We start from the raw sequence: 22,668 nt of genomic DNA on the forward strand, positions 1-22,668 counted from the left end.
TTGATTAATTGTTAAAACGCCTTATTTTAAGGCACTTCGCTTAAATCAGCTTACAATTATTTAACTTCGGTTTTTACAGCTTTATGGGCTTTTTCGAGTGTAAAAGAAAACTCAGATCCAATTCCGAATTCACTTTCTACATATACTTTCTCTTTATGAGCTTCAATAATATGTTTTACAATCGCTAATCCAAGACCAGAACCACCTTCTGAACGGGTTCCGCTTTTATCAACTCTGTAAAAACGTTCGAAAAGTCTTGGAATATTTTGTTTTTCAACTCCTTCTCCGTTATCGCTAATACGAATTAAGACTTTTTTCTTGGTTAAGTTTACCACACCAACCTCGGTTAAACCGCCATCTTTACCATATTTGATAGAGTTGACAATCAGGTTTTCTAAAACTTGCTGAATCCTGTCCTGATCTCCGCGAATGATAACTGATTGTACATTTTTGCTTTCAAAAGCCAATTTGATTTTCTTTTTGTCGGCTTTCATTTCCAATAAATCAAAAACATTCTGAATCAGTTCAACGATATTAAAATCAGTCATATTCAAATCCAGATCACCTGATTCTAATTTGGTAATCATGTCCAGATCTTCTACAATATATATAAGACGCTCTACTCCCTTTTCAGCACGTTTTAAATATTTTTTTCTAATGTTCTTATCGTCCATCGCGCCATCAAGCAAAGTCGAAACATAGCCCTGAACCGTAAACAATGGGGTTTTAAGTTCGTGCGAAACATTACCTAAAAATTCTCTGCGGTATTGTTCACGAATTTCGAGCATTTCGATTTCCAGCTTTTTGTCGGTAGCAAACTTTTTCACTTCACGCGAAAGCGTTTCCATATCTGTAGTAATTGGCTGATTGATTAATGTTGTAGATTCTAACAACGAAACCTCATCGTAGATTTTCTTTACCCTTCTGTAAATAAATCGCTCTACACGATATTGTAATACGAGAAATGAGAAAATATAAATTGAAATAATAAAAATAATTCCAAATGCAACCTGATGTTTCAGTTGATTTTTATAGAATAAATTCATCAGGATCAGTACAAATCCTGTTCCGAAAAGACTTATGTATAATGCCGACTTTACAGCAAATTTGTATGTTTTTTTAAAATTAATTTTCATTGATATTATTAAGAGATTATATTTTTACCATATAAGTTATATAAGTTCATTTAAAGTAAAGCGCAATTGTATAATACATTAAGAACTTAAAAAAAGAAATCTCTGTCAAAGTTTTGAACTTTGACAAAGATAAACTTTGATTCGAAAAGTATGTTGTACTATAATTTAAATGAACTTATATGGTTCAAATATTTATTGAATGTCTAGACTTCAAATTTATAACCAACACCTTTGATGGTTTTAAAAAGGTCTTCTCCTATTTTTTCGCGTAGTTTTCTAATATGAACATCTATTGTTCTTCCTCCTACTACCACTTCATTACCCCAAACTTTATCAAGGATTTCGTCTCTTTTAAAAACTTTCCCAGGTTTTGATGCTAATAAATAAAATAATTCGAATTCTTTTCTTGGTAAAGCAATTTCTACATTGCCTTTTATGATCTTATATTCCTCTCGGTTAATCTCGATTCCACCAACGTTTAGAGTGTCACTAACAACTTCTTGTTCTTTTAACCTTCTTAACAAAGCCTTTACTTTGCTTACCAGTAATTTTGGTTTTATTGGTTTGGTGATATAATCATCTGCACCTGCATCAAAGCCAGCCACTTGTGAGTAATCTTCGCTTCTCGCTGTTAAGAATGTTATGATAACATTATTTAATTCAGGGATTTTTCTGATGTGTTCGCAAGCTTCCATTCCATCCATTTCGGCCATCATTACATCCATAATAATTAAGTCCGGCAATTCTTTCTGAGCCTTTGCAATAGCTTCTTTTCCGTTAGAAGCCGTTACAATCTGGTAGCCTTCCTGAGCAAGGTTATAGCCAACGATTTCTAAGATATCTGGTTCATCGTCAACTAATAAAATCTTGGTTTGTGTTTTTTTCATAAATAGCAAAAATTGAGATTTTTACATCAAATTTTCTTCATTATACATTCGATGTTTTTTATTTCACAGCGTAAATATACTAACAAAATAACCGTTAAAAACTGCGGTTAACGGTAATTTAATCTGGTAACAATTTGATAATCTACAAGACACAAAAACATAACAAGTGCCTAACATGAACTTTACACGGCGTTTCTTTCTTTGCACAAAAATAAATTAAACACAACACTGAAATGAAATTCAATTTAAAATTTCTATTTATTACATTATTTATTTGTACGATTTCGGTCGCGCAAAACAAAGGTACGATTTCTGGTGTATTAACCGACAAAGAAACCAACAATCAGCCTTTACCTTTCGCAAATGTTTTAGTAAAAGGGACTACAACAAGCGCGAACACTGACATTGACGGAAAATATTCGTTGAGCGTAAATCCGGGAAATTATATTATTATTTTTAGTTTCGTTGGATATGAATCTGTAGAGCAACCAGTAACTGTTAAAGCAAATGAGACTATCAAAGTAAATCAGATACTTTCGTCTGGAAGTTATAATCTTAAGGATGTAGTCGTAAAATCATCGGCTGTAAACAAGCAAAAAGAATCGGCTTTATTATTAGACCAAAAGAATGCTGTTGCTTTTAAAGCGGCAATTGGTGCAGAAGAAATTTCCAGAAAGGGAATTAATGATGTCGCTAATGCTGTAGCTAAAGTAAGTGGTGTTTCGAAAAATGACGATTCAGGAAATGTATTTGTAAGGGGATTAGGGGACCGTTACAATGTTACTACCTTAAACGGACTTCCATTACCATCAAACAATCCGGCAAACAAAAACATCCTTCTGGATATTTTTACAACTAACATTGTAGATAATATTGGAATTAGTAAAACATTTGAGGTACAAAACTACGCCGATTTTGGTGGAGCAAATATCGATATTAGCGCAAAAAAATTCAACGGAAAACCTTTTGTTAGTTTTTCAATCGGAACCGGAGCTAATACAAACGTTTTAGGACAAGATCATTTTTACCTTCAGGACGGACCTTCTTACTCAGGGTTCAAAAAAGTTGGTATTCCTGATGCGCCTTTAAAACCTTACAACTATGCAACAAGCTGGGACAGACAAGAAGATAAAAATGTATTAAATGCATTTTACACATTATCTGCAGGAAAAAGATTTACTATAAACGACGAAAGCTCAATAGGAACTTTTGTTACAGGATCTTTTAGTGCAAGAAATAGATTTACAGAAGGATATAGCAGAGGTTCTATTAATGCTAACGGAAACATTAATAGTGATTTATACAGAACAGCTTACAAGCATAACACTACAACAACTGTTATGGCTACGGCTGATTATAAAATCAACAACAAAAATTCTATAATGCTGACTTCTTTATTTTTAAATTCAAGTGATCAGGATTATAGCGAATATGAAGGAACGAACGTAAACTTTGATGGTGGTGGTGATACTGAACTTCAGCAAACTAGTGGTTTCATCAAACGTGGAACTTTCGAAAGAACTCAATTAATTGTAAATCAATTAACGGGTAAAAATAAATTTAACGACAGATGGAATTTAAATTGGGGTGCAGGATACAGTATTTCAAATAGTGCTATTCCGGATCGTATGCAAAACACATTTGTTCACTCTGCAAACGGAACAGATTATACTTTCTTTATCAACTCAAACATTAATAATCACAGATTTTTTCAAGAGTTAAAAGAAAATGAATTTGCTGCAAACGCTGCTCTTTCTTATAACTTCAGTAAAAATGATGATGGTTTCAAAGGAAAAATAATATTTGGTTACTCTGGAAAATTCAAAAAACTGGATTACACAATGCAACAGTTTTCATTCTTTCCTGACAGAACTACAATTTCTTTCCCAAAATCAGATATCAACCATACGGATAACTATTTAGATGAAGCTCATTTTGGTTCTTCTTCATCTAACAGAATTTACCAATCATACAATGGAAATTTGAATACGAATGGTGGATTTGCTAATGTACAATATGCGCTTACTGAAAAACTAAGTGTAATTTTAGGAGCGAGATTCGAACAATTGACTCAAGATGTTTTCTTCATCACAACTACTCTTATTGACGGAAAAAACTCTGATTACTCAAAGTTCAATGTTTTACCAAGTTTAATTTCGAAATACACTTTAAATGACAAACAAAACTTAAAGTTTTCTGCCAGCAAAACTTATACTCTTCCTCAGTTTAAAGAAAAAGTGCCAATTGTTTATGAAGATGTAACACAAGCTTATAGAGGAAACCCTGATCTGTATCCTTCAACAAATTACAATGCTGATTTAGGATGGGAATATTTCCCTAAAGCGGGAGAATTAATTTCTGTTACTGCGTTTGGTAAAATCATCCAAAACCCAATAAACGAAATGTTCGAAAACTCTTCTTCAAATGATATTACATATGCTAATACAGGAGATAAAGCAACTGTAGCAGGAGTTGAATTAGAGATTAGAAAAGATATTTTTGAAATCGAAAATGCTAATAGCCTTAAAACAAAACTTTCGTTTGACGTAAACGGATCTTACCTTTACAGTGATCAGGATTTGAGTAACGAAAAAGTAAACAGAGAAAATGGTTTTGGAGCTGATTTTACTTTTAAAAATAGTAAGTTAACAGGAGCTTCTACTTTCCTTGCTAATGCTAACCTTTCTCTTTTGAAAGAGTTTACAGATCACAACGATATTTCAGCAACGGTTTCTTACTCTTATTTCTCAGACAAATTAGCTGTAATTGGAACTTCTCAAATTGGGAACCAGGTTGATAAGGCTGTAAATAAATTAGATTTTATCTTAAACACAAGTTTAACTAAAAGCTTAAAATTAGGTCTTATTTACAATAACATCTTAAACCCAACTTTTGAGCGTGTACAGGAACAAGGTGAAGTACCAGGAAAAAGCGCTGTAGGTGATGTTACTGTAACTTCATACAAAGCCGGATCTGATTTAAGACTTACTTTAAACTATACGTTTTAAAAAAACATCTTAATAAAAACAAGAAAGGTGATTAGACAATATTCTAATCACCTTTTTTTATGGAGTAAAATTCAAATGTAAATTTTACATTAAGCGGCATCCTCTTCATCCCCTTATACTTAATATATTGTTAATACCGTCTTAACTCAGCAAAAACATATGTTCGTTTACTTTGCCATAAATAAATAAAACAATAAAAAACACAACACAATGAAAAAATCATTATTTGCAATGGCTGCAATATTAGGACTTGCTTTAACAAGCTGTAGTTCTGACGACAACAACAAAAGCGACGATAACAAAAGTACTTTTGTATTAAAAGCTGATGATCTTAAAGGAGAAATTAAAGACGGTACAGTAACATTAGACGCAAGTCAAACATACCTTTTAACAGGACCATTATTAGTAAAAGGTGGAGCGACTTTAGTAATTCCTGCAGGAACAACTATAAAAGCTTCTGCTACTATAGATCCTAATGCTTTATACATTGCTGTAGAAAGAAATGCAAAAATAAACATTAATGGTACTTCTGCAAAACCTGTAGTTATGACATCTGCAAAAGCAATTCCAACTGAAGGAAGCTGGGGAGGTTTAATCATTGCTGGTAACGCTAAAGTAAACACTGGAGATAACGGTACATCTGAAGTAGGTGGTTTAAGCTACGGTGGAACTAATAATGCAGATTCTTCTGGAAACATTAACTTCTTGAAAATCTCTTACACTGGTTCAAAATTCTCTCCAACTAAAGAATACAATGGTATCTCTTTCTTCGGTGTAGGTTCTGGAACTGTAGTATCTGATATCTATACTTTCGAAAGTGGTGATGACGGTATTGAATTTTTCGGTGGAGCTGTTAACGCTTCTAACTTAGTAATCGTAAATTCTTATGATGACTCATTAGATTTCGCTGACGGATGGCAAGGAACTGCAACTAATGTATACATCAAAGGAGTATCAAAAGCTGCAATTGAAGGATCAAACAACGAGAAAAACCCAGGTGAAGCTACTCCGGTAACTACTGCTAAATTGGTTAACTTCTCTATCATCAAAGGTGGTGCTACTTTCATAGCTGACGAAAAAACAATCAACTACAAAGATGGTGGTGGAAAACAAGCTTACACAAACTTCTATGTTGATAACGATATGCCAGCTGCACTTATCAAAATATCTTCTACAGATAACGCTGCTGCTAAAAACATTACTGATGGTTTCTTTACTATCGTAAACTACAACATTGGTGCTGCAATCACGAATTTAACTGGTCCTAAATTATCAGGAACTGTTGGTGTAGCAACTGGTGCTGGTGCTGGTGCTGAGTTACCTACTTGGGCTACTTGGACTAAGTAATTAGACAAATAAAGTTTAAGAAACCACATCATCATTAATTGATTAGCTGATTTCTAATAACTTCGAAATAAATTGTTAAAAACATCCTAAATTTTTAGGATGTTTTTTTTTGGCTCACTTTTTGTAATTTTTTTTGTATATTTACGGTAATCAAAAAAATGCGATGGCAAAAAACTACTTTTATATTACATTCTTATTGGCTTTTTTCTTTACTATAAGTGTCTCGGCGCAAGATAGTAAGCAATTACCAAAACCTCAAGAGGCAACTACCATTGAGGGTCTAAGCTTGTACCCTAATCCCGTGACAAGCGGAAAAGTATCCATCTCGTCTAAATATGACCTTGAAAAAGAAATTATAATTTTTGATGTTCTGGGTAAAAAAGTACTTCAAACACATTTAAGTTCAAGAGAATTAAATGTATCAGAACTTGTTCCAGGTGTATACATCATTAAAATAAGCGAAGAAAATGCTTCTGCAACAAGAAAGCTCATTATTCGATAAATCATAAAAAAAGCTCCTTTTCAGGAGCTTTTTTAGTTTTCAGTCCCAGTGTCAGTTTTCAGTTTCACTACATACCAAAAACTCCCACTGAAAACCGCGACTAAAAACTAAAAACAATATCTTTGCACAAAAAAAGTTTTGATTACATCCAACGATATATTTACGATTTCGAGTCAGAAACAATTTGAAAAGATCGCTTTAAAAGTGTTTCGTTTTCAACATGAGAATAACGTTGTATATCGTGATTTCTGCGATTTTTTAAAAGTAAATCCACAACAGGTAAAATCGCTGGAGCAAATTCCATTTTTACCTATTCAGTTTTTCAAAAGTCATAATGTTGTTTCTAATAACGATCCTGCTCAGGTTACTTTTACCAGCAGCGGAACAACCGGAATGATTACAAGCCGACACATAGTGACCGATGTTTCCCTATATGAGGAAAGTTACCGCAATGGATTTTCTCAATTTTACGGCAATATCGAAGATTATGTTGTTTTAGCCCTTTTACCGTCTTATCTCGAACGCGACGGCTCTTCGTTAATTTATATGGTCGAAGATCTTATAAAGCTATCCAATCAGCCTGAGAGCGGGTTTTATTTACACAATCACGACGACTTAATAAAAAAACTAACAGCTCTTGATGAATCCGGTCAAAATGTTATTTTAATTGGAGTTACTTACGCTTTATTAGATTTAATCGAAAAGCACCAATTCAACCTTCAGAATACCATCATTATGGAAACCGGAGGAATGAAAGGAAAACGTAAAGAAATGATTCGCGAAGAATTGCACGAACAACTTTGCAAAGGTTTTGGCGTTACTGCAATTCACTCAGAATACGGAATGACAGAACTTTTAGGACAAGCCTATTCTTTAGGCGAAGGTGTTTTCGAATGTCCGTCATGGATGCACATTTTAATTCGCGATCCTGAAGATGCTCTCACTTACGTGAAAGATGGAAAAACCGGCGGAATAAACGTCATCGATTTAGCCAACATCAACTCTTGTTCTTTTATTGCCACGCAGGATTTGGGCAAAAAAAATCCCAACAACTCTTTCGAGGTATTGGGACGTTTTGATAATTCTGATATTCGTGGTTGTAATTTGATGGTGCTTTAGCGTTTAATCGTGGATTTGTTAAATTGTTTAATCGTTTAATCGATAACGCATAATTAATTCTACCAACGAAACATTCCTAAGGAATGATTTTTTTTTCAATAAAAAAATCCCAACATTCTTTTAGAACATTGGGATATATATTTAATTTAAAAGATTCAGCTAGATCGATTAAACAATTAACCGATTAAACAGTTAAACCTTTTAAACCACTCGAATCACAAAATAATTTTTCTTTCCGCTTTGTAATAACACAAACTGATTATTAATCAAATCATTTGTAGTCAATACAAAATCTTCTTTTATTTTTTCTCTGTTTACCGAGATTGAGTTTGCTGTTAAAGCACGTCGCGCTTCTCCGTTTGATTTAAAGAAACCTGTTTTTTCGTTTAAAACCGAGATTATATCCAATCCGTTTTCTAAATCTGCTTTTGCGATTTCAGCTTGCGGAACTCCGTCAAAAACTTCTAAGAAAGTAGTTTCATCTAATTTCTTCAAATCGTCTGCAGTAGAATTTCCAAACAAAATATTCGAAGCCTGAATTGCTTTCTCTAATTCTTCTTCAGAATGAACAAAAATCGTGATTTCTTCAGCCAGTTTCTTTTGTAAAACTCTTAAATGCGGAGCCGTTTTGTGCTCTTCGATCAAAGCATCAATCGTTTCTTTATCTAAAAAAGTAAAGATTTTGATATATTTCTCAGCATCAACATCAGTTGAATTTACCCAAAACTGGTAAAATTTATATACCGAAGTTTTATCTGCATCTAACCAAACATTTCCACCTTCAGATTTACCGAACTTAGAACCGTCAGCTTTTGTAATTAATGGTGTTGTCAAAGCAAAAGCTTTTGCATTTTCTCCTCCCATTCTACGCACTAACTCTGTACCCGTGGTAATATTACCCCATTGGTCAGAACCTCCCATTTGCAAAACGCAATTGTTGTTTTTATATAAATGATAAAAATCGTATCCCTGAATTAATTGATAGGTAAACTCTGTAAAAGACATTCCTTCGCCTTCTCCGGCAAATCTCTTTTTTACTGAATCCTTCGCCATCATGTAATTTACCGTGATACGCTTTCCAACTTCACGGGCAAAATCAATAAACGAGAATTCTTTCATCCAGTCATAGTTATTTACCATAACCGGAGCATTTGTTTCTTTTGAATTAAAGTCTAAGAAACGAGACAAAACACTTTTTATTCCCGCAACGTTTTTAGCCAAAGTTTCTTCGTTCAACAGATTTCTTTCGTCAGATTTCCCAGATGGGTCACCAATCATTCCGGTTGCACCACCTACCAGGGCGATCGCTTTATGACCGGTTCTGTTTAAGTGCACCAATAAAATAATCTGAACCATACTACCAATATGTAGTGAATCTGCCGTTGGATCAAAACCTATATATGCCGTCGTTACCTCTTTTAGCAATTGTTCTTCCGTTCCTGGCATGCTATCATGATATAACCCTCGCCACTTTAATTCTTCAACTAGATTCTTCATTTTTAAAATAATTTGTGCAAATATAGCAATTGTGAATTGCAATCTCAAAAATGAATTGAACGACTGATTTAAAATCGAATAAAATTATACCGTTAAATCCTTTTTACGCAAAAAAGAGAAAACATTAAAAAGCAACACTATAAAAAAACATAAAATACTAAAACATAAAAAATAAACCTTGGCCAGGTCATTATCAAATCCGAGTAACTGAATCATTAAAAACAATAAAAACGAACCTGATCCTAAAAACCATAATATAATTTTTCTTCTTCTCACATCAAACTTTGTAATTTCTTACTTCGCTGATTAATTAAACAATTTATAATCTCTACAACATCAAACAAATGAATATTTCGACACAAAAGTAATATTTTTCTTTCTTTTAGATGTGGTTTTGAATACTATTTTAATCAACTTTTTAAAATCAATTTCAAGAAATAATTTCGAATTAGTAAATCATTCAATATCTTTACAAAATGGTATTAGTAACTGGAGGAACAGGTTTAGTAGGCTCGCATTTATTGCTTCATTTAATTGAAAATGGAGAAAATGTTCGGGCGATTTACCGAAATCAGGATAACATTCAAAAAACAAAATCGGTTTTTGAATTGTATAAAAAAGGAGATTTATTCGAAAAAATCAATTGGCTTGAAGCTGATATTCTTGATGTTCCCTCGTTAGAAGTTGCTTTTATAGATATTGACTACGTTTATCATTGTGCCGCTTTTATTTCTTTTGATCCTAAAGATGAAGAATCTCTTCGAAAAACTAATATCGAAGGAACGGCGAATATGGTTAATTTTTCGATTGCCAAAGGAATAAAGAAATTCTGTTATGTGAGTTCTATTGCTGCTTTAGGAGATATAGCACCGCATGAAACTTACATTACCGAAGAAACCGACTGGAATCCGGAAAAACCACACAGCGATTATGCCATTTCTAAATATGGTGCCGAAATGGAAGTCTGGCGCGCACTTCAGGAAGGCTTAGACATTATCATTATCAATCCGGGTGTGATTTTAGGACCAATTGCAGCAACAAAAATCTTCGATGAAGGAAGTGTCGAATTGTACCGAAAAGTAGCCAACGGACTTTCTTTTTATACGCTTGGAAGCACCGGTTTTATTACCGTGGATGATGTAGTTCGAATTTCGCACGAATTAATGAAAAACGACATCAAAAACGAACGTTTTACTCTAATTGCAGATAATATTGTTTTTCAGGATATCCTAAACACAATTGCCGATACCTTAAAAGTAAAAAGACCGGCCAAACATGCAAAACCGTTATTTATGAATTTTCTTTGGATGGCAGATTTAGTATTTTCAACGCTGTTTTTTCAAAAAAGACATCTTACGAAAGCAACTGCAAAAGCTTCTTATTCTAAAAATCTGTATGCTAATGAAAAAATAAAAACCGCTCTGGGAACGGTTTTTCTAGATGTGCATCAATATATAAAAGAGAGTTTGAAGTAAAATCTATCTCTTTTTTCTTAATTGTATTAATTGTTTTATCGAATCGATAGTAGCTTGTTGTTTCAAAGGTTTCTTAACAGCTTCTTTAATCGAATCTTTTTCTTTCTGCTTTTTTTCTTTAGCTGCTTTTTTCTCTTCGATTTTCAAGATCGAATCTGTAGCTCTTTGATTTACAGCCAATCGTTTACTTACCTCGTCAAACATTTCTTTGTAACCCTCATAATCGGCTGCGTAATACATATTACTTTGGGCAAACTGTAAACTATCAACTTTGAATTTTCTTAAAATGAATTTTACAGGATCTGTTTCAACCGAGTCCAGCGGAAGTGGATTTTGATATCTCATTGCGTCCAAAAGAGACAAATCATACATAATATCGACCATCTTTTCTTTCTCTATAAGTTTTGCAGGTTGTTTGACCAACTCTTTTTTACAACTTACAGAAAGAAACAAAACCAATATTATTACTATACAATTCTTCATTTCAGCTTTTTATCTATCAAACAATAATCTTTTTCCGTTGCGAAGGTCTTTTACTTTAAAATTATTATAAACCAGTTCTCCATTCACGAAAGTGTGCGTAATTCTTGATTTAAAAGTATAATTTTCAAAAGGCGACCATCCGCATTTTGCAAGGATATTTTCTGGTTTTACACTCCATGGTAAACTTGGATTTACAATTACCAAATCAGCAAAATAACCTTCTTTTATAAAACCTCTTTTTTCGATTTTGAAAATTTTAGCCGGATTGTGGCACATTTTCTCTACGATTTTCTCTACAGTAATTTTTCCCTGGTGATGCGCTTCGAACATTGCCACAACAGCGTGTTGTACAAGAGGTCCTCCTGAAGGCGCATTAAGATAAGATTGCATTTTTTCTTCTTTCGTATGTGGTGCATGGTCTGTAGCAATTACATCTATACGACCATCATTTAATGCTTTCCACAGTTCTGCTCTGTCCTGGGCAGTTTTTACAGCAGGATTCCATTTGATGAAATTTCCTTTTGTTTTATAATCTTCATCGGTAAACCAAAGATGGTGTACACAAACCTCAGCGGTAATTTTTTTATCTTCTAACGGAATTTTATTTGTAAACAATTCCATTTCTTTCGCAGTCGAAAGATGAAAAATATGCAAACGTGCTCCTGTTTTCTTTGCCAGTGCCACCGCTTTTGATGATGAAATATAACAAGCCTCGGCACTACGAATCAAATGGTGCGCCGTCACCGGAACATCATCACCATATTGCTCTTTAAAAGCAGCAAGATTATTCTGAATTGTAGTTTCATCTTCGCAATGTACCGCAATTAACATTGGCGTACTTGAAAATATTTTTTCTAAAGTCGCTTCGTTATCTACCAGCATATTTCCGGTAGACGAACCTAAGAAAATCTTGATTCCGGCAACATTTTTTGGATTGGTTTTTAAAACTTCTTCCAGATTATCATTGGTTGCGCCCATCATAAACGAATAATTCGCAAATGATTTCACCGCAGCAATTTGATATTTATCTTCTAAAATTTCCTGAGTAACTGCATTAGGAACCGTGTTGGGCTGCTCGATAAAAGAAGTAATTCCTCCTGCTACTGCCGCTCTCGATTCTGATTCGATATCTCCTTTATGTGTTAATCCCGGTTCTCTAAAATGTACCTGATCATCGATTGCTCCCGGAATTAAATAACTTCCTTCGGCATCGATTACTTTACAATCAGATGATTTTAGGCTGATACTGTCTGCCACCTCAACGATCAGGTCGTTTTCGATTAAGACATCACCTTCAAAAATAGATCCTTCGTTTACAATTTTAGCATTCTTTATTAAAATCCTGTTCATCGCCATTGTGGTATTATAAGGTATTGACTAGTTTTTTTAATCTTAGTGAAATTACACCAAGAATTGCTTCTTTGATAATGGCATTGCTCATTTTCGAAACTCCTTTTGTTCTGTCTGTAAAGATAATAGGAACCTCAGTAATTTCAAATTTAGCACAATAGGTTCTGTATTTCATTTCGATCTGAAAAGCATAACCCACAAATTTAATTTTGTTAAGATTGATTTTTTCCAAAACTTCTCTTTTATAACAAACAAAACCTGCCGTGGCATCATGAATTTTCATTCCGGTAATAAACTTCACGTAAACAGAGGCAAAATAAGACATTAAAACACGGCTTAATGGCCAGTTTACAACATTTACTCCGGTTACATAACGAGAACCAATAGCCAGATCTGCTCCACCAAAATGGCAAGCATCAAATAATTTTTCAAGGTCATTGGGGTTATGAGAAAAATCAGCGTCCATCTCAAAAATGTAATTGTATTTGCGCTCTAAAGCCCATTTGAAACCGTGAACATAAGCAGTTCCTAAACCTGATTTTTTGGCTCTTTTTTCTAAAAACAATCTATCAGGAAATTCTTCCTGCAACGCAATTACCTTATTGGCCGTAAAATCGGGCGAATTATCATCAATAATCAAAAGATGAAAGGGTTTGTGTTGCGAAAGTACAGCTCTAACTATACTTTCAATATTTTCGATTTCGTTGTAAGTGGGGATTATGACAATACAATCATTCATTTTTCTGCGTAAATTTCATCGCAAAAGTAAACTTTTTATAGCATTTGATTCATAATAAAAATATAATAAAAGTATTGAGACAAAAAATTACTAATTTTGTGTCGTTATGATTGAACAACTTCACCCTCGAATTATCGAAAACAAAGACTGGGCAACACTTTTATTTGTGTTGACCTTTGCTGTTGTAGCTATGACTAAATCAGCTTATGAAACTAGATTTAGCGAATTCAGCAAGCTTATTTTTTCAGACAAATACGCAAAAATTTACCGCGACAACAACCACCTGAAAAGTAGTTTTACGGTTGGTTTGTTTTTCGTTCAGATTATTTCGTATGCATTTTTCATTCAGTTGACGATGCATATTTTTTCAGAAGATCCTAAAACGGGAACTTATAGCGTTTTAAAAACCGACTGGATCTTGTTTATTCAGATCGCTACATTTTTACTTTATTTTATTTTAGCGAAGTTTTTAATCGAAAAAATTGTTGCAACTTCATTCAACATTGATGAGTTTGCCGACCTTTTTAACTTACAAAAAGTCACTTACAGAACTTACATAGGCGTTTTAGTGCTTCCTATTAATGCTATTTTGTTTTATTATGACAATATTCCTAAAATTATACCGCTAGCAATCATAGGTATTTCGCTATGTATCAGCCTATACTCATATTTTATTTCAATAAAAACGTATCAAAACGTAATAATCAGCAAGTTATTTTATTTTATTTTATATCTTTGCGCTCTTGAAATAGCCCCTTATTATTTTCTTTATTATTGGATTACAAAAGGGAACGCTTAGAAAAAGTTTACAATATGAAAGTGAAAACAATTTTGGTGTCACAGCCTGAACCTAAAGTGGAAAATTCTCCTTACTTTGAGCTCCAACAAAAACACAAAATAAAAATTGATTTCAGACCATTTATTCATGTGGAAGGGGTTAATGCAAAAGAGATTCGATTACAAAAAATCGATCTTAATCACTATACTGCCATAATTTTGACAAGCCGTAATGCGGTGGATCATTTTTTTAGAGTAGCAGATGAAATGCGTTATAAAGTTCCTGAAGGATTGAAATATTTCTGCCAATCTGAAGCTGTTGCATTTTACCTGCAAAAGTATGTTGTGTATAGAAAACGTAAAATTTACGTTGGAGCAAAAGATTTTGCAGACTTATCACCACTTATCAAAAAGTACAAAGACGAAAAGTTCTTGTTACCAGCATCTGATCAATTAAATGCTGATGCTCCTATAACGTTAAACAATCTAAAAGTAGACTGGGCACAAGCTGTTTTTTACAAAACAGTAATGAGCGACTTATCTGATCTTGCAGATGTTTATTACGATGTTTTAGCATTTTTTAGTCCAACCGGAATTAAATCTTTATTTAAAAACTTCCCGGACTTTAAGCAAAATGATACCAGAATCGCTGTTTTTGGAAGCACAACTCAAAAAGAAGCTCTTGATCATGGTTTAAGAATCGACATTCTTGCTCCAACTCCTGAAACTCCTTCTATGACAATGGCTTTAGAAAAATACATCGCAGAAGCAAACAAAGGAAAATAATTCCTTCAAAATATTTAATTTTTTAAAATTCCAAATTCCGACTTTAATGCTGGGATTTGGAATTTTTCTTTTTAGACCTATTTCAACATAAACAACGGTTTCAACCGTTGGGACGCAATCCATTATCTCCCCGTGGTTGAAACCACGGGCTATGTTTTGGAATTTGATGCCGTAGCTTCAGCATAAAAATTGGAATTTGGAGTTTCAATATTGGAATTTTTCTTTTTACATCATTTTAACTACATTTGATTTCTATTCTAAACCCAAATCACATTAAATAGTTTCAAATTATAAGTTATGAAAATCAACTCCCTTTTAATAGAAATTGATGGTATCGATAAAGAAATTCTTAGATACCTTATGGACGATGCCCGAAAACCTATTTTACAAATCGCCAATAAAATAGGCATTTCAGGAGCTGCGATTCATCAGCGTTTAAAAAAACTGGAACAATCGGGAGTAATATCAGGTTCTAAATTTACTGTAAATCCAAAAGTTCTGGGTTATAATACAATGGCCTTTATTGGTGTTTATCTGGACAAAGCTTCAAGAAACTCCGAAGCCGTAAAAGATCTAAAAAAGATTCCGGAAGTCCTGGAATGTCATTATACAACCGGAAACTGGTCTGTTTTAATTAAAATCATTTGTCGTGACAACGAACACCTGATGCAGCTTTTAAATACTAAAATTCAAGCCATAGAAGGCGTTTCAAGAACTGAGACATTTATATCGCTGGATCAGCAAATCGACAGGCAAATACAGCTTTAGAATTAGATAATGAACCAATTTGATAATTAGATAATAATTAAAACCTGCATGACAAACATTAGGCCTGAGATTAAAACCATTGTCTTTTTCATATCTTATTTTGTATTAGCATTAATAGGAGAAAAAACGAGTCCGAGTGGTGTCTGCACACCGGGACTTGGTTTTTTATTATTCTTGCTCGCAATTCCCATAAGTATAATTTATTCTTTAATTCTGTTTTTCAAGTATCATAAAACAGAGAACAAACAATATTTAAATTCCGTTTTTATAATCTCCGGAATATGGGTTTTATTATTCATCTTCTTAAGTTTCAATAATTCATAAAAACAAAACCCGACAGGTTTTAAAAACCTGTCGGGTTTAATTTCGAGTCAGAAATGCATAAAAAATTCCAAACCCAACAGATTTGGAATTTGGAATTTTTAAATTGTAGTTTGCTTTTTTTTAGTTCCTTCTACTTCCTGAATAAATCGAGATATAGTACAGCAACGTTGCAATAGATCCTATAGCAGCTACTACATAGGTTCTTGCCGCCCATTTTAAAGCATCTTTTGCCCCTGCTTGTTCTTCCTGTGTCAGCATATGTTTATTTTCTAACCAGGCAAGCGCTCTGTTACTCGCATCATATTCTACAGGCAAAGTTATAATGGTAAACAATGTTGTTGCAGCAAAAATCACGATTCCTACCAATAGCAATTGCGGAAACGTTCTAATCATTAAAATTCCGGCCAGCAAAATCCATTGTACATAATTGGATGCTATGCTAACAATTGGCACTAATTTAGAACGCAAAGTAAGCCATTCATATCCTATAGAATGCTGAACCGCGTGACCACATTCGTGCGCAGCAACTGCGGCAGCGGCGGCATTACGATGATTGTAAACTGCCTCACTTAAATTCACCGTTTTATCTGAAGGATTGTAATGATCTGTTAACTGTCCCGGAGTAGAGATAACACGAACATCTGTAATTCCGTTATCAGCCAACATTTTTTCGGCGATTTCAGCACCACTCATTCCGTTTCGTAATTGTAATTTCGAATATAATTCAAATTTGCTCTTGAGCTTTGAACTCACTATCCAGCTGAACAACATAATTGCTCCGGCCAGAATTAAATATCCACTTCCCATATTTTTTTACTTTTATTTGATTGATTATTAAAGTTACAAAAGAAACTGCAATTTCTGAACCAAACTCAAAAAATGTCATTTTGGCATTTTTACGGACATTTTTTCAATCTAAAAGATTGTTTTTCAGCAATAGCGTAATTAATTCTGCTACATTTTTAGTTTTATATTTCTGAAGAATATTTCGTCTGTGCGTTTGTACCGTTAAGAAACTTAAAAAAAGTTCATCGGCAATTTCCTGAGTTTGTTTTCCTTTTGAAAGTAAAACAGCGATGTCTTTTTCTCTTCTGCTTAAACTGGGAATTGTATCTAAATCTTCAGATAATGGCTGACTCACAATTGTTTTAACCTCATCACTAAAAACAATTTCGCCTTCAATTGCTTTATTGATACAGTTTTTAAATTCATCAAACGAAGCACTTTTCAAAATATAACCATTTCCGCCATTCTGAATAAACTTCATCACTAAACTTCGTTCAGACTGACTGCTCATCCCGATAACAATTACCCGAGGATATTTCTGTTTAATGGCTTTGCATAAATCTATACCCGTTATTACCGGCAAAAAAATATCGATTAAAACCAAATCTACTTTATTGCTTTCTATGTAATCGAGAAGCGTAACACCAGATTGCATTTTCTCGATTATTTCTATGTTTTCTAAATCAGCTAAGAGTCCTGAAATACCCGAAATCACAATAGGATGATCATCCACCACAACCATTTTATATTTTTTACTCATTTTCCTGATTTTCGTTTATTACATTCAATTCAATATATGCTGATGTTCCCTGATTGGGTTTACTTTCAATTTCTAATTTTCCGTTCAGGAATTCTACACGGTTTTTAATATTTTTCAGCCCCATTCCGTTTTTGTTTTTTGGGTCGGAAATATCAAAACCAACTCCATTATCTTCGACCGTAATAAAAAATACATCTTTGTTTTGGGAGCATGAAACCAAAACCTGAGAGGCTTTTGCATATTTTAAAGCATTATTCAACAATTCCTGAATAATTCTGTAAATCATGATTTCGTAATTTTTAGGAAGCCTTGATTTTTTTATCAGGTATTGAAATTCAACTTTGGTAACAGCATTAGAATTTGCCGCGCACAAATCTCTCAAAGCATGTTCTAAACTCAATTCTAACAAACTTTCCGGCATTAGATTCTGCGATATATTGCGAAGTTCTTTGATCGAATTGTCCAGCAACGCGTCTACTCCATTTACGGTTTCGGCATTTTCTTTTTTGGCCAGATTCAAATGAATTTTCACACTCGAAAGCATACTTCCCAAACCATCATGCAAATCTCTGGCAATTCTTTTACGTTCCATTTCTTCTCCCTGAATCAAAGCTTTAGAAACCGAAAGTTTATGTCGGTCTTCAAAAGCAGATAATTCTTGTTTGAGATTGATTTCTTTTTGAACACTTAATTTTTTTTGGTTTTTATTAAAAATCCACAGGAATAAAACAATCAAAAGCAACAGAAAAGATAAACCAGCAAATAGCAATGAATTTAATCGATTGCTGTACACCATCAAGGCGGCTTTATCATTTAGCGATTGCAGCATCGTTATTTTTTTCTCGCTTTCGGCTTTTTTATATTTTGCTTCAAGTTCTACAATCTCACTTTTGAACTTGGTATTATTGAGACTATCGTTTACTGCATTATATTTATGCGAATAAAAATAGGCCTTATCATATTCTTTTGTGGCATTGTACACTTTGGCCAATTCGTTATAATAATTCTTTTTATCTACAACAAAAGGAGTATTTTTTAAAAGATATTCTAAGTTCTTTTTTGCCTTTTCATAATTCTTTAATCTAAAAAGCACTTCATATTCAGCAAATTTCAATCGGTTTAAAGCGATGGCATTTAGGTGTTTTTCGGCTGATTTTATTCCTTTTTCATAACTTTCTAAAGCGATTGCATTTTTATTTTGTTTGGCGTAATACAATCCTTCCGAATAAAAATACGAATCGTTTAAATTCGAGTCCGGGAAATTTTTTAATGTCGAAAATGCTTTATCGAGTACTTTTTCGGCATCATAAAAATGCTTCAATTCTACCAGGTTTTCAGCATTAATAATATAAGTTTCCATTTTTGATTCGGCAAGAGTTGGCGATTTTTTAATGGCTCTTTCAATATAAAGCTGGGCTTCATTTAAATATTCGCTCGCTTTCTCGCGTTCGTTGTTATTCATAAAAATAATAGCAACTGCTTTATACAAACCACTTATAAGTTCATAATCACGACTTTTTTTTGCCGCAGGAATCGCTTCATTAATCAGCAATTTCATATAGGCTTTTTCGTTGTTTTTACGTTGCTGCATAATACCGTAATTCTGCAGGATAATTGCCCTGAGTCGAAAAGCTTCGGTATTATAATATTTTTTTAGTTTTTCGTTTCCGTCAAGAAGTGTTTTTTCAAAACCGTCAACATCACCTTTTTCTAAGAAGCTATACGAATTGTAAAATACCCCCGCATCGTTTAAGAACGGAAATTTACTTTTTAATTTATTGGCCTGTTCTAAATATTCTTTTGATTTTTTGGCATCCTGAACCATCAAATACAGTTTAGATAATTTAAAACTATACAGGCATTTTATACTATCTGATTTTGTATTTTTAGTGATTTTAGCAATACTGTCTATATAAACCGAATCATCATCAAGAGAAAGGATTACCTGCGAATGTGAAACGGCAGATGAAAAAAGAAATAATAGCAATAAGTAGATTTTCTTCATAAAATGGTATTTATTCAAATTTATAAATAAAAAAATGTTTGAAAAGGAATTACACCACTTTTACCTGATATCAGGTAATTCAAAATGCATTTTATCAGGTATTGCCATCTCTTTTCTAAGCACCTAATTTTGTTTTAAATGAATGTTAATTAATAAAAAAAATATTATGAAATCAGTTTTAAAGACTTTAGCAATTGTATTAACTCTTGCTTTTACAGTAGGATCATGCAGCAGCGATAACGATAATGACTCAAAGGCAGCTTCAAGAGATGTGAAATATGAAATAACTGGAAATTATACAGGAAGTGTGTCTGTATTTTATTTTGAAAAAGGCGGAAATGCATTAAACGAAGATATCACTAAACTTCCATGGACAAAAGAATTTACTGCTGATGCAAAATCTTTAGGAGCGTCATTAAGCGCAAGTGGCCACGGTGGAGTTGCAGGACAACAATTAACTGGTAAAATTTATATTGGAGGAAAACTAGAAAATGAGCTAACTGCTACAGCAACTAGTGATGGAATAATTGTATTACCTCTTACACCTTATGTTTTTCCTCTATAAGTTTTAGGAGTAGAATTTTTATTTTAATTTTGGAAAAAAGGAGCTCCACATTATTGTGGAGCTTTTTTTATTCTTCCAATTGGTGGTTGATCGCTTCAAACTTTTCAATCAATCCATTAATTTTATCTTGTTGTTTTGTAATTTGTTTTGGGCGAATGTAAAACCAGTTAAAGGCAATCCATAATAAAGTGATTCCGTAGGTTATCAAAGCATAGAAAACAGTCATTCTTGATGCGTATTCATACATATACAAGCAAATTCCTGCCATAAGCAAAACAAAATACCAACTTAACACTTTCGACTGCATGTATTGTTGCTTTTTTCTAATCAAGATTAATTGTTGCAAATATTCCTGATTGGTTTGTGTCGAATCTATATTTTTAAAAGTACTCAATACTCTGTTGTAAACTCCAACGTACATTACCATTGCTAAAATCGCTAATATGATCCCAATTTTGGTCGAGATAAATTCAGGCTGATAACGGTACCATATAAAAATTATAAAAGCACTTGTTACTGCAAGCAAAATATTAGTTCTCCACAATGATCTTAAACTTGCTTTTTTAAACTGTTTTAATCTCGCCAACAAATCTTCGATATTGGGTTTATTTACGGCTTGTTTCTTCCATAAATCTTTAAAGTCTATATTATTGTTGTCCATTTTCTTTAAATTTTTGAGTCAGTTTTTCTTTAATTCTGTGAATTTTCACTCTAACATTTGCTTCAGAAAGACCAATAATTTTGGCTATTTCGGCTTGCTTTACATCTTCTAATTCCAGCGAAATAATGATACGTTCTGTTTCCGGCAATTCGGCAATACATTGATACAAAAACTGAATTTGCGGTTCTAATGATGTTTGTTTTTCTTCGGTAAGATGATTGGGTAAATCCGATTTAGGAAAACGTTTTTCTTTTTCGATCTGCCTTAAACAATTATTGGATGCGATTCTAAAAATCCAGGTTCCTATACTCGATTCATTTCTAAAAGTTTCCAGCTTTTGCCAGACAATAATAAAAGTTTCCTGAGCTAAATCCTGAGCAACATCATGATTGTTGACAAAACCCATACAAAGCCTGAATATTCTGTCCCAATACGTTTTATAAATAGTTTCAAACTCCATTTATTACGATTTTATAAAATTGTTGATCTGATTTAAATACCACACTTTATCATCATACATTATAAAGTGTAAGCCTTTATTGGCATATTGAAAATTGCCTGTTTTTAAATTTTTATACTGAGCATCAATTGCAGGTTTTAAATTTACAAAATAAGATTCCAGTAAAATTAAAGACGGACATTTTATAGCAGCAATTTTATCTCTTAAATCTGTATTAGAGAAATCGCAATACATTTCGGCAAAGGTTTTTCGATCTGATTTTACGCTCCAATCTACTACCATATCCAGTTTCGAAGTATCTTCAAGAAGTCTTGGCATTGTTTTTTTCTGCATATCAGCAAACTGAGTATCTGATAATGCCGTCATTTGATTTACCATAGCTGAACAGTCATTATTTTCTTTTGATTTGAATGAAGGATCCATCAACGCGCCTAAACATGGCAATGCATCGACCACAACAATTTTACTGATTAATTCAGGATAATCTGCAGCAATTGCCAATGCTAATCCGCCACCCATACTGTGTCCAACAATAATTGGTTTTTCTATTTTATTTGCTTTGATATAATCGGCAATTTCGTTTTCCCAATTTTTGAATGTTGCGTTTCCTTGAGGTTTTACTCCGGCAAAACCTGCCATTGTAAAAGTGTAACAGGTAAAATCTTTTTCGAAGTTTGCTCTGGTTTCATTCCACACATCTCCTGAAGAGGCAAATCCGGGAATGAATACTATTGTCTGTTTTCCTTTTCCGGTTTTAAGAACTTCAAAAGGACATTGTTTTGTTTGCGCAAAAACATTTAAACATAATGCTGAAAATAAAAGGGCGATAACCAGGATGATATACTTTTTCATTTTTAATAGATTTAAGTTGTTAAATGATTTAATTCGCCTTTTGGATACGGGAAGTTTTAAAATGTTACAACTAAAATGAAAAAATTAATAAAAAAATTTAAAACCTCAGTGTTTATGGGCGTTATTTAACCGCAAAGGGCGCGAAGGTTTACGCAAAGGGCGCTAGTTTTTTTTGCTCGCAAAGGCGCAAGGGCGCAAAGTTTTTTTCAATATTGTCATTGCGAGGAACGAAGCAACCACATTACAATAAGACACAAAACGTTATGCAGCAAGTGAGATTGCTTCGTTCCTCACAAAGACATAAAATGAGGTAATTATAAAAAAAATCCCAAACCCCAATCATAAAATTGGAATTTGGAATTTTTAATATTGGAATTTATT

The 22,668-nt window shown here is 33.2% G+C and carries 21 protein-coding genes; 9 read left to right on the forward strand and 12 right to left on the reverse strand.

Features of this window, described 5'->3' with window-relative positions; genetic code table 11:
- Window positions 1-56: 56 nt before the first annotated feature.
- Both FLACOL7796_RS08240 and FLACOL7796_RS08245 read right to left on the reverse strand, forming a co-directional pair.
- Window positions 57-1,136 carry a sensor histidine kinase gene (locus tag FLACOL7796_RS08240; protein ID WP_173970332.1) on the reverse strand — a complete coding sequence of 360 codons (1,080 nt, stop codon included), beginning with the start codon at window positions 1,134-1,136 and terminating at the stop codon, window positions 57-59.
- A 203-nt stretch (window positions 1,137-1,339) separates the two neighbouring features.
- The gene (locus FLACOL7796_RS08245; protein WP_041518469.1) at window positions 1,340-2,023 is read right to left on the reverse strand and encodes a response regulator transcription factor; all 684 of its coding nucleotides are present in this window, start codon (window positions 2,021-2,023) and stop codon (window positions 1,340-1,342) included.
- A gap of 233 nt (window positions 2,024-2,256) precedes the next feature.
- Here FLACOL7796_RS08245 and FLACOL7796_RS08250 point away from each other — a divergent pair, with 233 nt between their 5' ends.
- The 4 genes from FLACOL7796_RS08250 (at window position 2,257) to FLACOL7796_RS08265 (ending at window position 7,999) form a co-directional block, all read left to right on the forward strand.
- Complete coding sequence (locus tag FLACOL7796_RS08250) at window positions 2,257-5,031, forward strand: TonB-dependent receptor (protein ID WP_173970333.1); 2,775 nt, start codon at window positions 2,257-2,259, stop codon at window positions 5,029-5,031.
- A gap of 210 nt (window positions 5,032-5,241) precedes the next feature.
- Window positions 5,242-6,378 (forward strand): hypothetical protein, encoded by a 1,137-nt coding sequence (locus tag FLACOL7796_RS08255; protein WP_173970334.1) that lies wholly within the window; start codon window positions 5,242-5,244, stop codon window positions 6,376-6,378.
- Between the two features lie 163 nt (window positions 6,379-6,541).
- The gene (locus tag FLACOL7796_RS08260; protein WP_173970335.1) at window positions 6,542-6,880 is read left to right on the forward strand and encodes a T9SS type A sorting domain-containing protein; all 339 of its coding nucleotides are present in this window, start codon (window positions 6,542-6,544) and stop codon (window positions 6,878-6,880) included.
- Between the two features lie 138 nt (window positions 6,881-7,018).
- Window positions 7,019-7,999, forward strand: coding sequence for a LuxE/PaaK family acyltransferase (locus tag FLACOL7796_RS08265; protein ID WP_173970336.1), 981 nt, complete (start codon window positions 7,019-7,021; stop codon window positions 7,997-7,999).
- 201 nt (window positions 8,000-8,200) lie between these two features.
- Here the strand turns inward: FLACOL7796_RS08265 and tyrS are convergent, their stop codons facing one another.
- Window positions 8,201-9,496 (reverse strand): tyrosine--tRNA ligase, encoded by a 1,296-nt coding sequence (tyrS, locus tag FLACOL7796_RS08270; protein WP_173970337.1) that lies wholly within the window; start codon window positions 9,494-9,496, stop codon window positions 8,201-8,203.
- Window positions 9,497-9,972: 476 nt separating this feature from the next.
- Here tyrS and FLACOL7796_RS08275 point away from each other — a divergent pair, with 476 nt between their 5' ends.
- Window positions 9,973-10,971, forward strand: a complete 999-nt coding sequence (locus FLACOL7796_RS08275) for an NAD-dependent epimerase/dehydratase family protein (RefSeq protein ID WP_173970338.1) — start codon at window positions 9,973-9,975, stop codon at window positions 10,969-10,971.
- A gap of 3 nt (window positions 10,972-10,974) precedes the next feature.
- Here FLACOL7796_RS08275 and FLACOL7796_RS08280 read toward each other — a convergent pair whose 3' ends face one another.
- Genes FLACOL7796_RS08280 through FLACOL7796_RS08290 form a run of 3 tightly spaced genes read right to left on the reverse strand, consistent with a single transcriptional unit; the run spans window position 10,975 to window position 13,543 of the window.
- Window positions 10,975-11,454, reverse strand: a complete 480-nt coding sequence (locus tag FLACOL7796_RS08280) for a DUF4296 domain-containing protein (protein WP_173970339.1) — start codon at window positions 11,452-11,454, stop codon at window positions 10,975-10,977.
- Between the two features lie 9 nt (window positions 11,455-11,463).
- On the reverse strand, window positions 11,464-12,804 hold the full coding sequence (locus tag FLACOL7796_RS08285) for a dihydroorotase (RefSeq protein ID WP_173970340.1): 1,341 nt from the start codon (window positions 12,802-12,804) through the stop codon (window positions 11,464-11,466).
- A 13-nt stretch (window positions 12,805-12,817) separates the two neighbouring features.
- Window positions 12,818-13,543 (reverse strand): polyprenol monophosphomannose synthase, encoded by a 726-nt coding sequence (locus tag FLACOL7796_RS08290; RefSeq protein WP_173970341.1) that lies wholly within the window; start codon window positions 13,541-13,543, stop codon window positions 12,818-12,820.
- Between the two features lie 106 nt (window positions 13,544-13,649).
- On the opposite strand from FLACOL7796_RS08290, the gene FLACOL7796_RS08295 reads away from it, so the two are divergent.
- The 3 genes from FLACOL7796_RS08295 to FLACOL7796_RS08305 all read left to right on the forward strand — a co-directional run bounded on the left by FLACOL7796_RS08295 (window position 13,650) and on the right by FLACOL7796_RS08305 (window position 15,874).
- On the forward strand, window positions 13,650-14,342 hold the full coding sequence (locus FLACOL7796_RS08295) for a DUF4271 domain-containing protein (RefSeq protein ID WP_173970342.1): 693 nt from the start codon (window positions 13,650-13,652) through the stop codon (window positions 14,340-14,342).
- A gap of 14 nt (window positions 14,343-14,356) precedes the next feature.
- A complete protein-coding gene (locus FLACOL7796_RS08300; protein ID WP_041518659.1) occupies window positions 14,357-15,106 on the forward strand; it encodes a uroporphyrinogen-III synthase in 750 nt (249 codons plus the stop codon).
- Between the two features lie 297 nt (window positions 15,107-15,403).
- Window positions 15,404-15,874, forward strand: a complete 471-nt coding sequence (locus FLACOL7796_RS08305; protein ID WP_007811264.1) for an Lrp/AsnC family transcriptional regulator — start codon at window positions 15,404-15,406, stop codon at window positions 15,872-15,874.
- A 444-nt stretch (window positions 15,875-16,318) separates the two neighbouring features.
- Here FLACOL7796_RS08305 and FLACOL7796_RS08310 read toward each other — a convergent pair whose 3' ends face one another.
- The 3 genes from FLACOL7796_RS08310 to FLACOL7796_RS08320 all read right to left on the reverse strand — a co-directional run bounded on the left by FLACOL7796_RS08310 (window position 16,319) and on the right by FLACOL7796_RS08320 (window position 19,749).
- Window positions 16,319-17,005 carry a zinc metallopeptidase gene (locus FLACOL7796_RS08310; protein ID WP_173970343.1) on the reverse strand — a complete coding sequence of 229 codons (687 nt, stop codon included), beginning with the start codon at window positions 17,003-17,005 and terminating at the stop codon, window positions 16,319-16,321.
- 103 nt (window positions 17,006-17,108) lie between these two features.
- The gene (locus tag FLACOL7796_RS08315; RefSeq protein ID WP_173970344.1) at window positions 17,109-17,744 is read right to left on the reverse strand and encodes a response regulator transcription factor; all 636 of its coding nucleotides are present in this window, start codon (window positions 17,742-17,744) and stop codon (window positions 17,109-17,111) included.
- Complete coding sequence (locus FLACOL7796_RS08320; protein ID WP_173970345.1) at window positions 17,737-19,749, reverse strand: tetratricopeptide repeat-containing sensor histidine kinase; 2,013 nt, start codon at window positions 19,747-19,749, stop codon at window positions 17,737-17,739. Before FLACOL7796_RS08320 ends, FLACOL7796_RS08315 begins: the two co-directional genes overlap by 8 nt.
- A 166-nt stretch (window positions 19,750-19,915) precedes the next feature.
- Here FLACOL7796_RS08320 and FLACOL7796_RS08325 point away from each other — a divergent pair, with 166 nt between their 5' ends.
- Complete coding sequence (locus FLACOL7796_RS08325) at window positions 19,916-20,314, forward strand: MmpS family transport accessory protein (protein WP_173970346.1); 399 nt, start codon at window positions 19,916-19,918, stop codon at window positions 20,312-20,314.
- Window positions 20,315-20,381: 67 nt separating this feature from the next.
- Here FLACOL7796_RS08325 and FLACOL7796_RS08330 read toward each other — a convergent pair whose 3' ends face one another.
- The 3 genes from FLACOL7796_RS08330 to FLACOL7796_RS08340 are packed head-to-tail and all read right to left on the reverse strand — an operon-like array spanning window position 20,382 to window position 22,287.
- The gene (locus FLACOL7796_RS08330; protein ID WP_173970347.1) at window positions 20,382-20,975 is read right to left on the reverse strand and encodes a hypothetical protein; all 594 of its coding nucleotides are present in this window, start codon (window positions 20,973-20,975) and stop codon (window positions 20,382-20,384) included.
- Window positions 20,962-21,435 (reverse strand): RNA polymerase sigma factor, encoded by a 474-nt coding sequence (locus FLACOL7796_RS08335; protein ID WP_173970348.1) that lies wholly within the window; start codon window positions 21,433-21,435, stop codon window positions 20,962-20,964. The genes FLACOL7796_RS08330 and FLACOL7796_RS08335 overlap by 14 nt, the downstream gene beginning before the upstream one ends.
- Before the next feature lie 3 nt (window positions 21,436-21,438).
- On the reverse strand, window positions 21,439-22,287 hold the full coding sequence (locus tag FLACOL7796_RS08340; protein WP_173970349.1) for an alpha/beta fold hydrolase: 849 nt from the start codon (window positions 22,285-22,287) through the stop codon (window positions 21,439-21,441).
- Window positions 22,288-22,668 lie beyond the last annotated feature (381 nt).

Source organism: Flavobacterium bizetiae, assembly GCF_902804475.1.
GTDB classification, from domain to species: domain Bacteria; phylum Bacteroidota; class Bacteroidia; order Flavobacteriales; family Flavobacteriaceae; genus Flavobacterium; species Flavobacterium bizetiae.

Excerpts from the sequence above, each read along its gene's own strand:
- FLACOL7796_RS08320 (WP_173970345.1), bottom strand. The coding sequence starts at position 19,749 with ATGAAGAAAATCTACTTATTGCTATTATTTCTTTTTTCATCTGCCGTT.
- FLACOL7796_RS08315 (WP_173970344.1), bottom strand. The coding sequence starts at position 17,744 with ATGAGTAAAAAATATAAAATGGTTGTGGTGGATGATCATCCTATTGTG.
- FLACOL7796_RS08255 (WP_173970334.1), top strand. The coding sequence starts at position 5,242 with ATGAAAAAATCATTATTTGCAATGGCTGCAATATTAGGACTTGCTTTA.
- FLACOL7796_RS08305 (WP_007811264.1), top strand. The coding sequence starts at position 15,404 with ATGAAAATCAACTCCCTTTTAATAGAAATTGATGGTATCGATAAAGAA.
- FLACOL7796_RS08275 (WP_173970338.1), top strand. The coding sequence starts at position 9,973 with ATGGTATTAGTAACTGGAGGAACAGGTTTAGTAGGCTCGCATTTATTG.
- FLACOL7796_RS08310 (WP_173970343.1), bottom strand. The coding sequence starts at position 17,005 with ATGGGAAGTGGATATTTAATTCTGGCCGGAGCAATTATGTTGTTCAGC.
- FLACOL7796_RS08280 (WP_173970339.1), bottom strand. The coding sequence starts at position 11,454 with ATGAAGAATTGTATAGTAATAATATTGGTTTTGTTTCTTTCTGTAAGT.
- FLACOL7796_RS08335 (WP_173970348.1), bottom strand. The coding sequence starts at position 21,435 with ATGGAGTTTGAAACTATTTATAAAACGTATTGGGACAGAATATTCAGG.
- tyrS (WP_173970337.1), bottom strand. The coding sequence starts at position 9,496 with ATGAAGAATCTAGTTGAAGAATTAAAGTGGCGAGGGTTATATCATGAT.
- FLACOL7796_RS08300 (WP_041518659.1), top strand. The coding sequence starts at position 14,357 with ATGAAAGTGAAAACAATTTTGGTGTCACAGCCTGAACCTAAAGTGGAA.
- FLACOL7796_RS08285 (WP_173970340.1), bottom strand. The coding sequence starts at position 12,804 with ATGAACAGGATTTTAATAAAGAATGCTAAAATTGTAAACGAAGGATCT.
- FLACOL7796_RS08325 (WP_173970346.1), top strand. The coding sequence starts at position 19,916 with ATGAAATCAGTTTTAAAGACTTTAGCAATTGTATTAACTCTTGCTTTT.
- FLACOL7796_RS08250 (WP_173970333.1), top strand. The coding sequence starts at position 2,257 with ATGAAATTCAATTTAAAATTTCTATTTATTACATTATTTATTTGTACG.
- FLACOL7796_RS08260 (WP_173970335.1), top strand. The coding sequence starts at position 6,542 with ATGGCAAAAAACTACTTTTATATTACATTCTTATTGGCTTTTTTCTTT.
- FLACOL7796_RS08340 (WP_173970349.1), bottom strand. The coding sequence starts at position 22,287 with ATGAAAAAGTATATCATCCTGGTTATCGCCCTTTTATTTTCAGCATTA.
- FLACOL7796_RS08295 (WP_173970342.1), top strand. The coding sequence starts at position 13,650 with ATGATTGAACAACTTCACCCTCGAATTATCGAAAACAAAGACTGGGCA.
- FLACOL7796_RS08240 (WP_173970332.1), bottom strand. The coding sequence starts at position 1,136 with ATGAAAATTAATTTTAAAAAAACATACAAATTTGCTGTAAAGTCGGCA.
- FLACOL7796_RS08245 (WP_041518469.1), bottom strand. The coding sequence starts at position 2,023 with ATGAAAAAAACACAAACCAAGATTTTATTAGTTGACGATGAACCAGAT.
- FLACOL7796_RS08290 (WP_173970341.1), bottom strand. The coding sequence starts at position 13,543 with ATGAATGATTGTATTGTCATAATCCCCACTTACAACGAAATCGAAAAT.
- FLACOL7796_RS08330 (WP_173970347.1), bottom strand. The coding sequence starts at position 20,975 with ATGGACAACAATAATATAGACTTTAAAGATTTATGGAAGAAACAAGCC.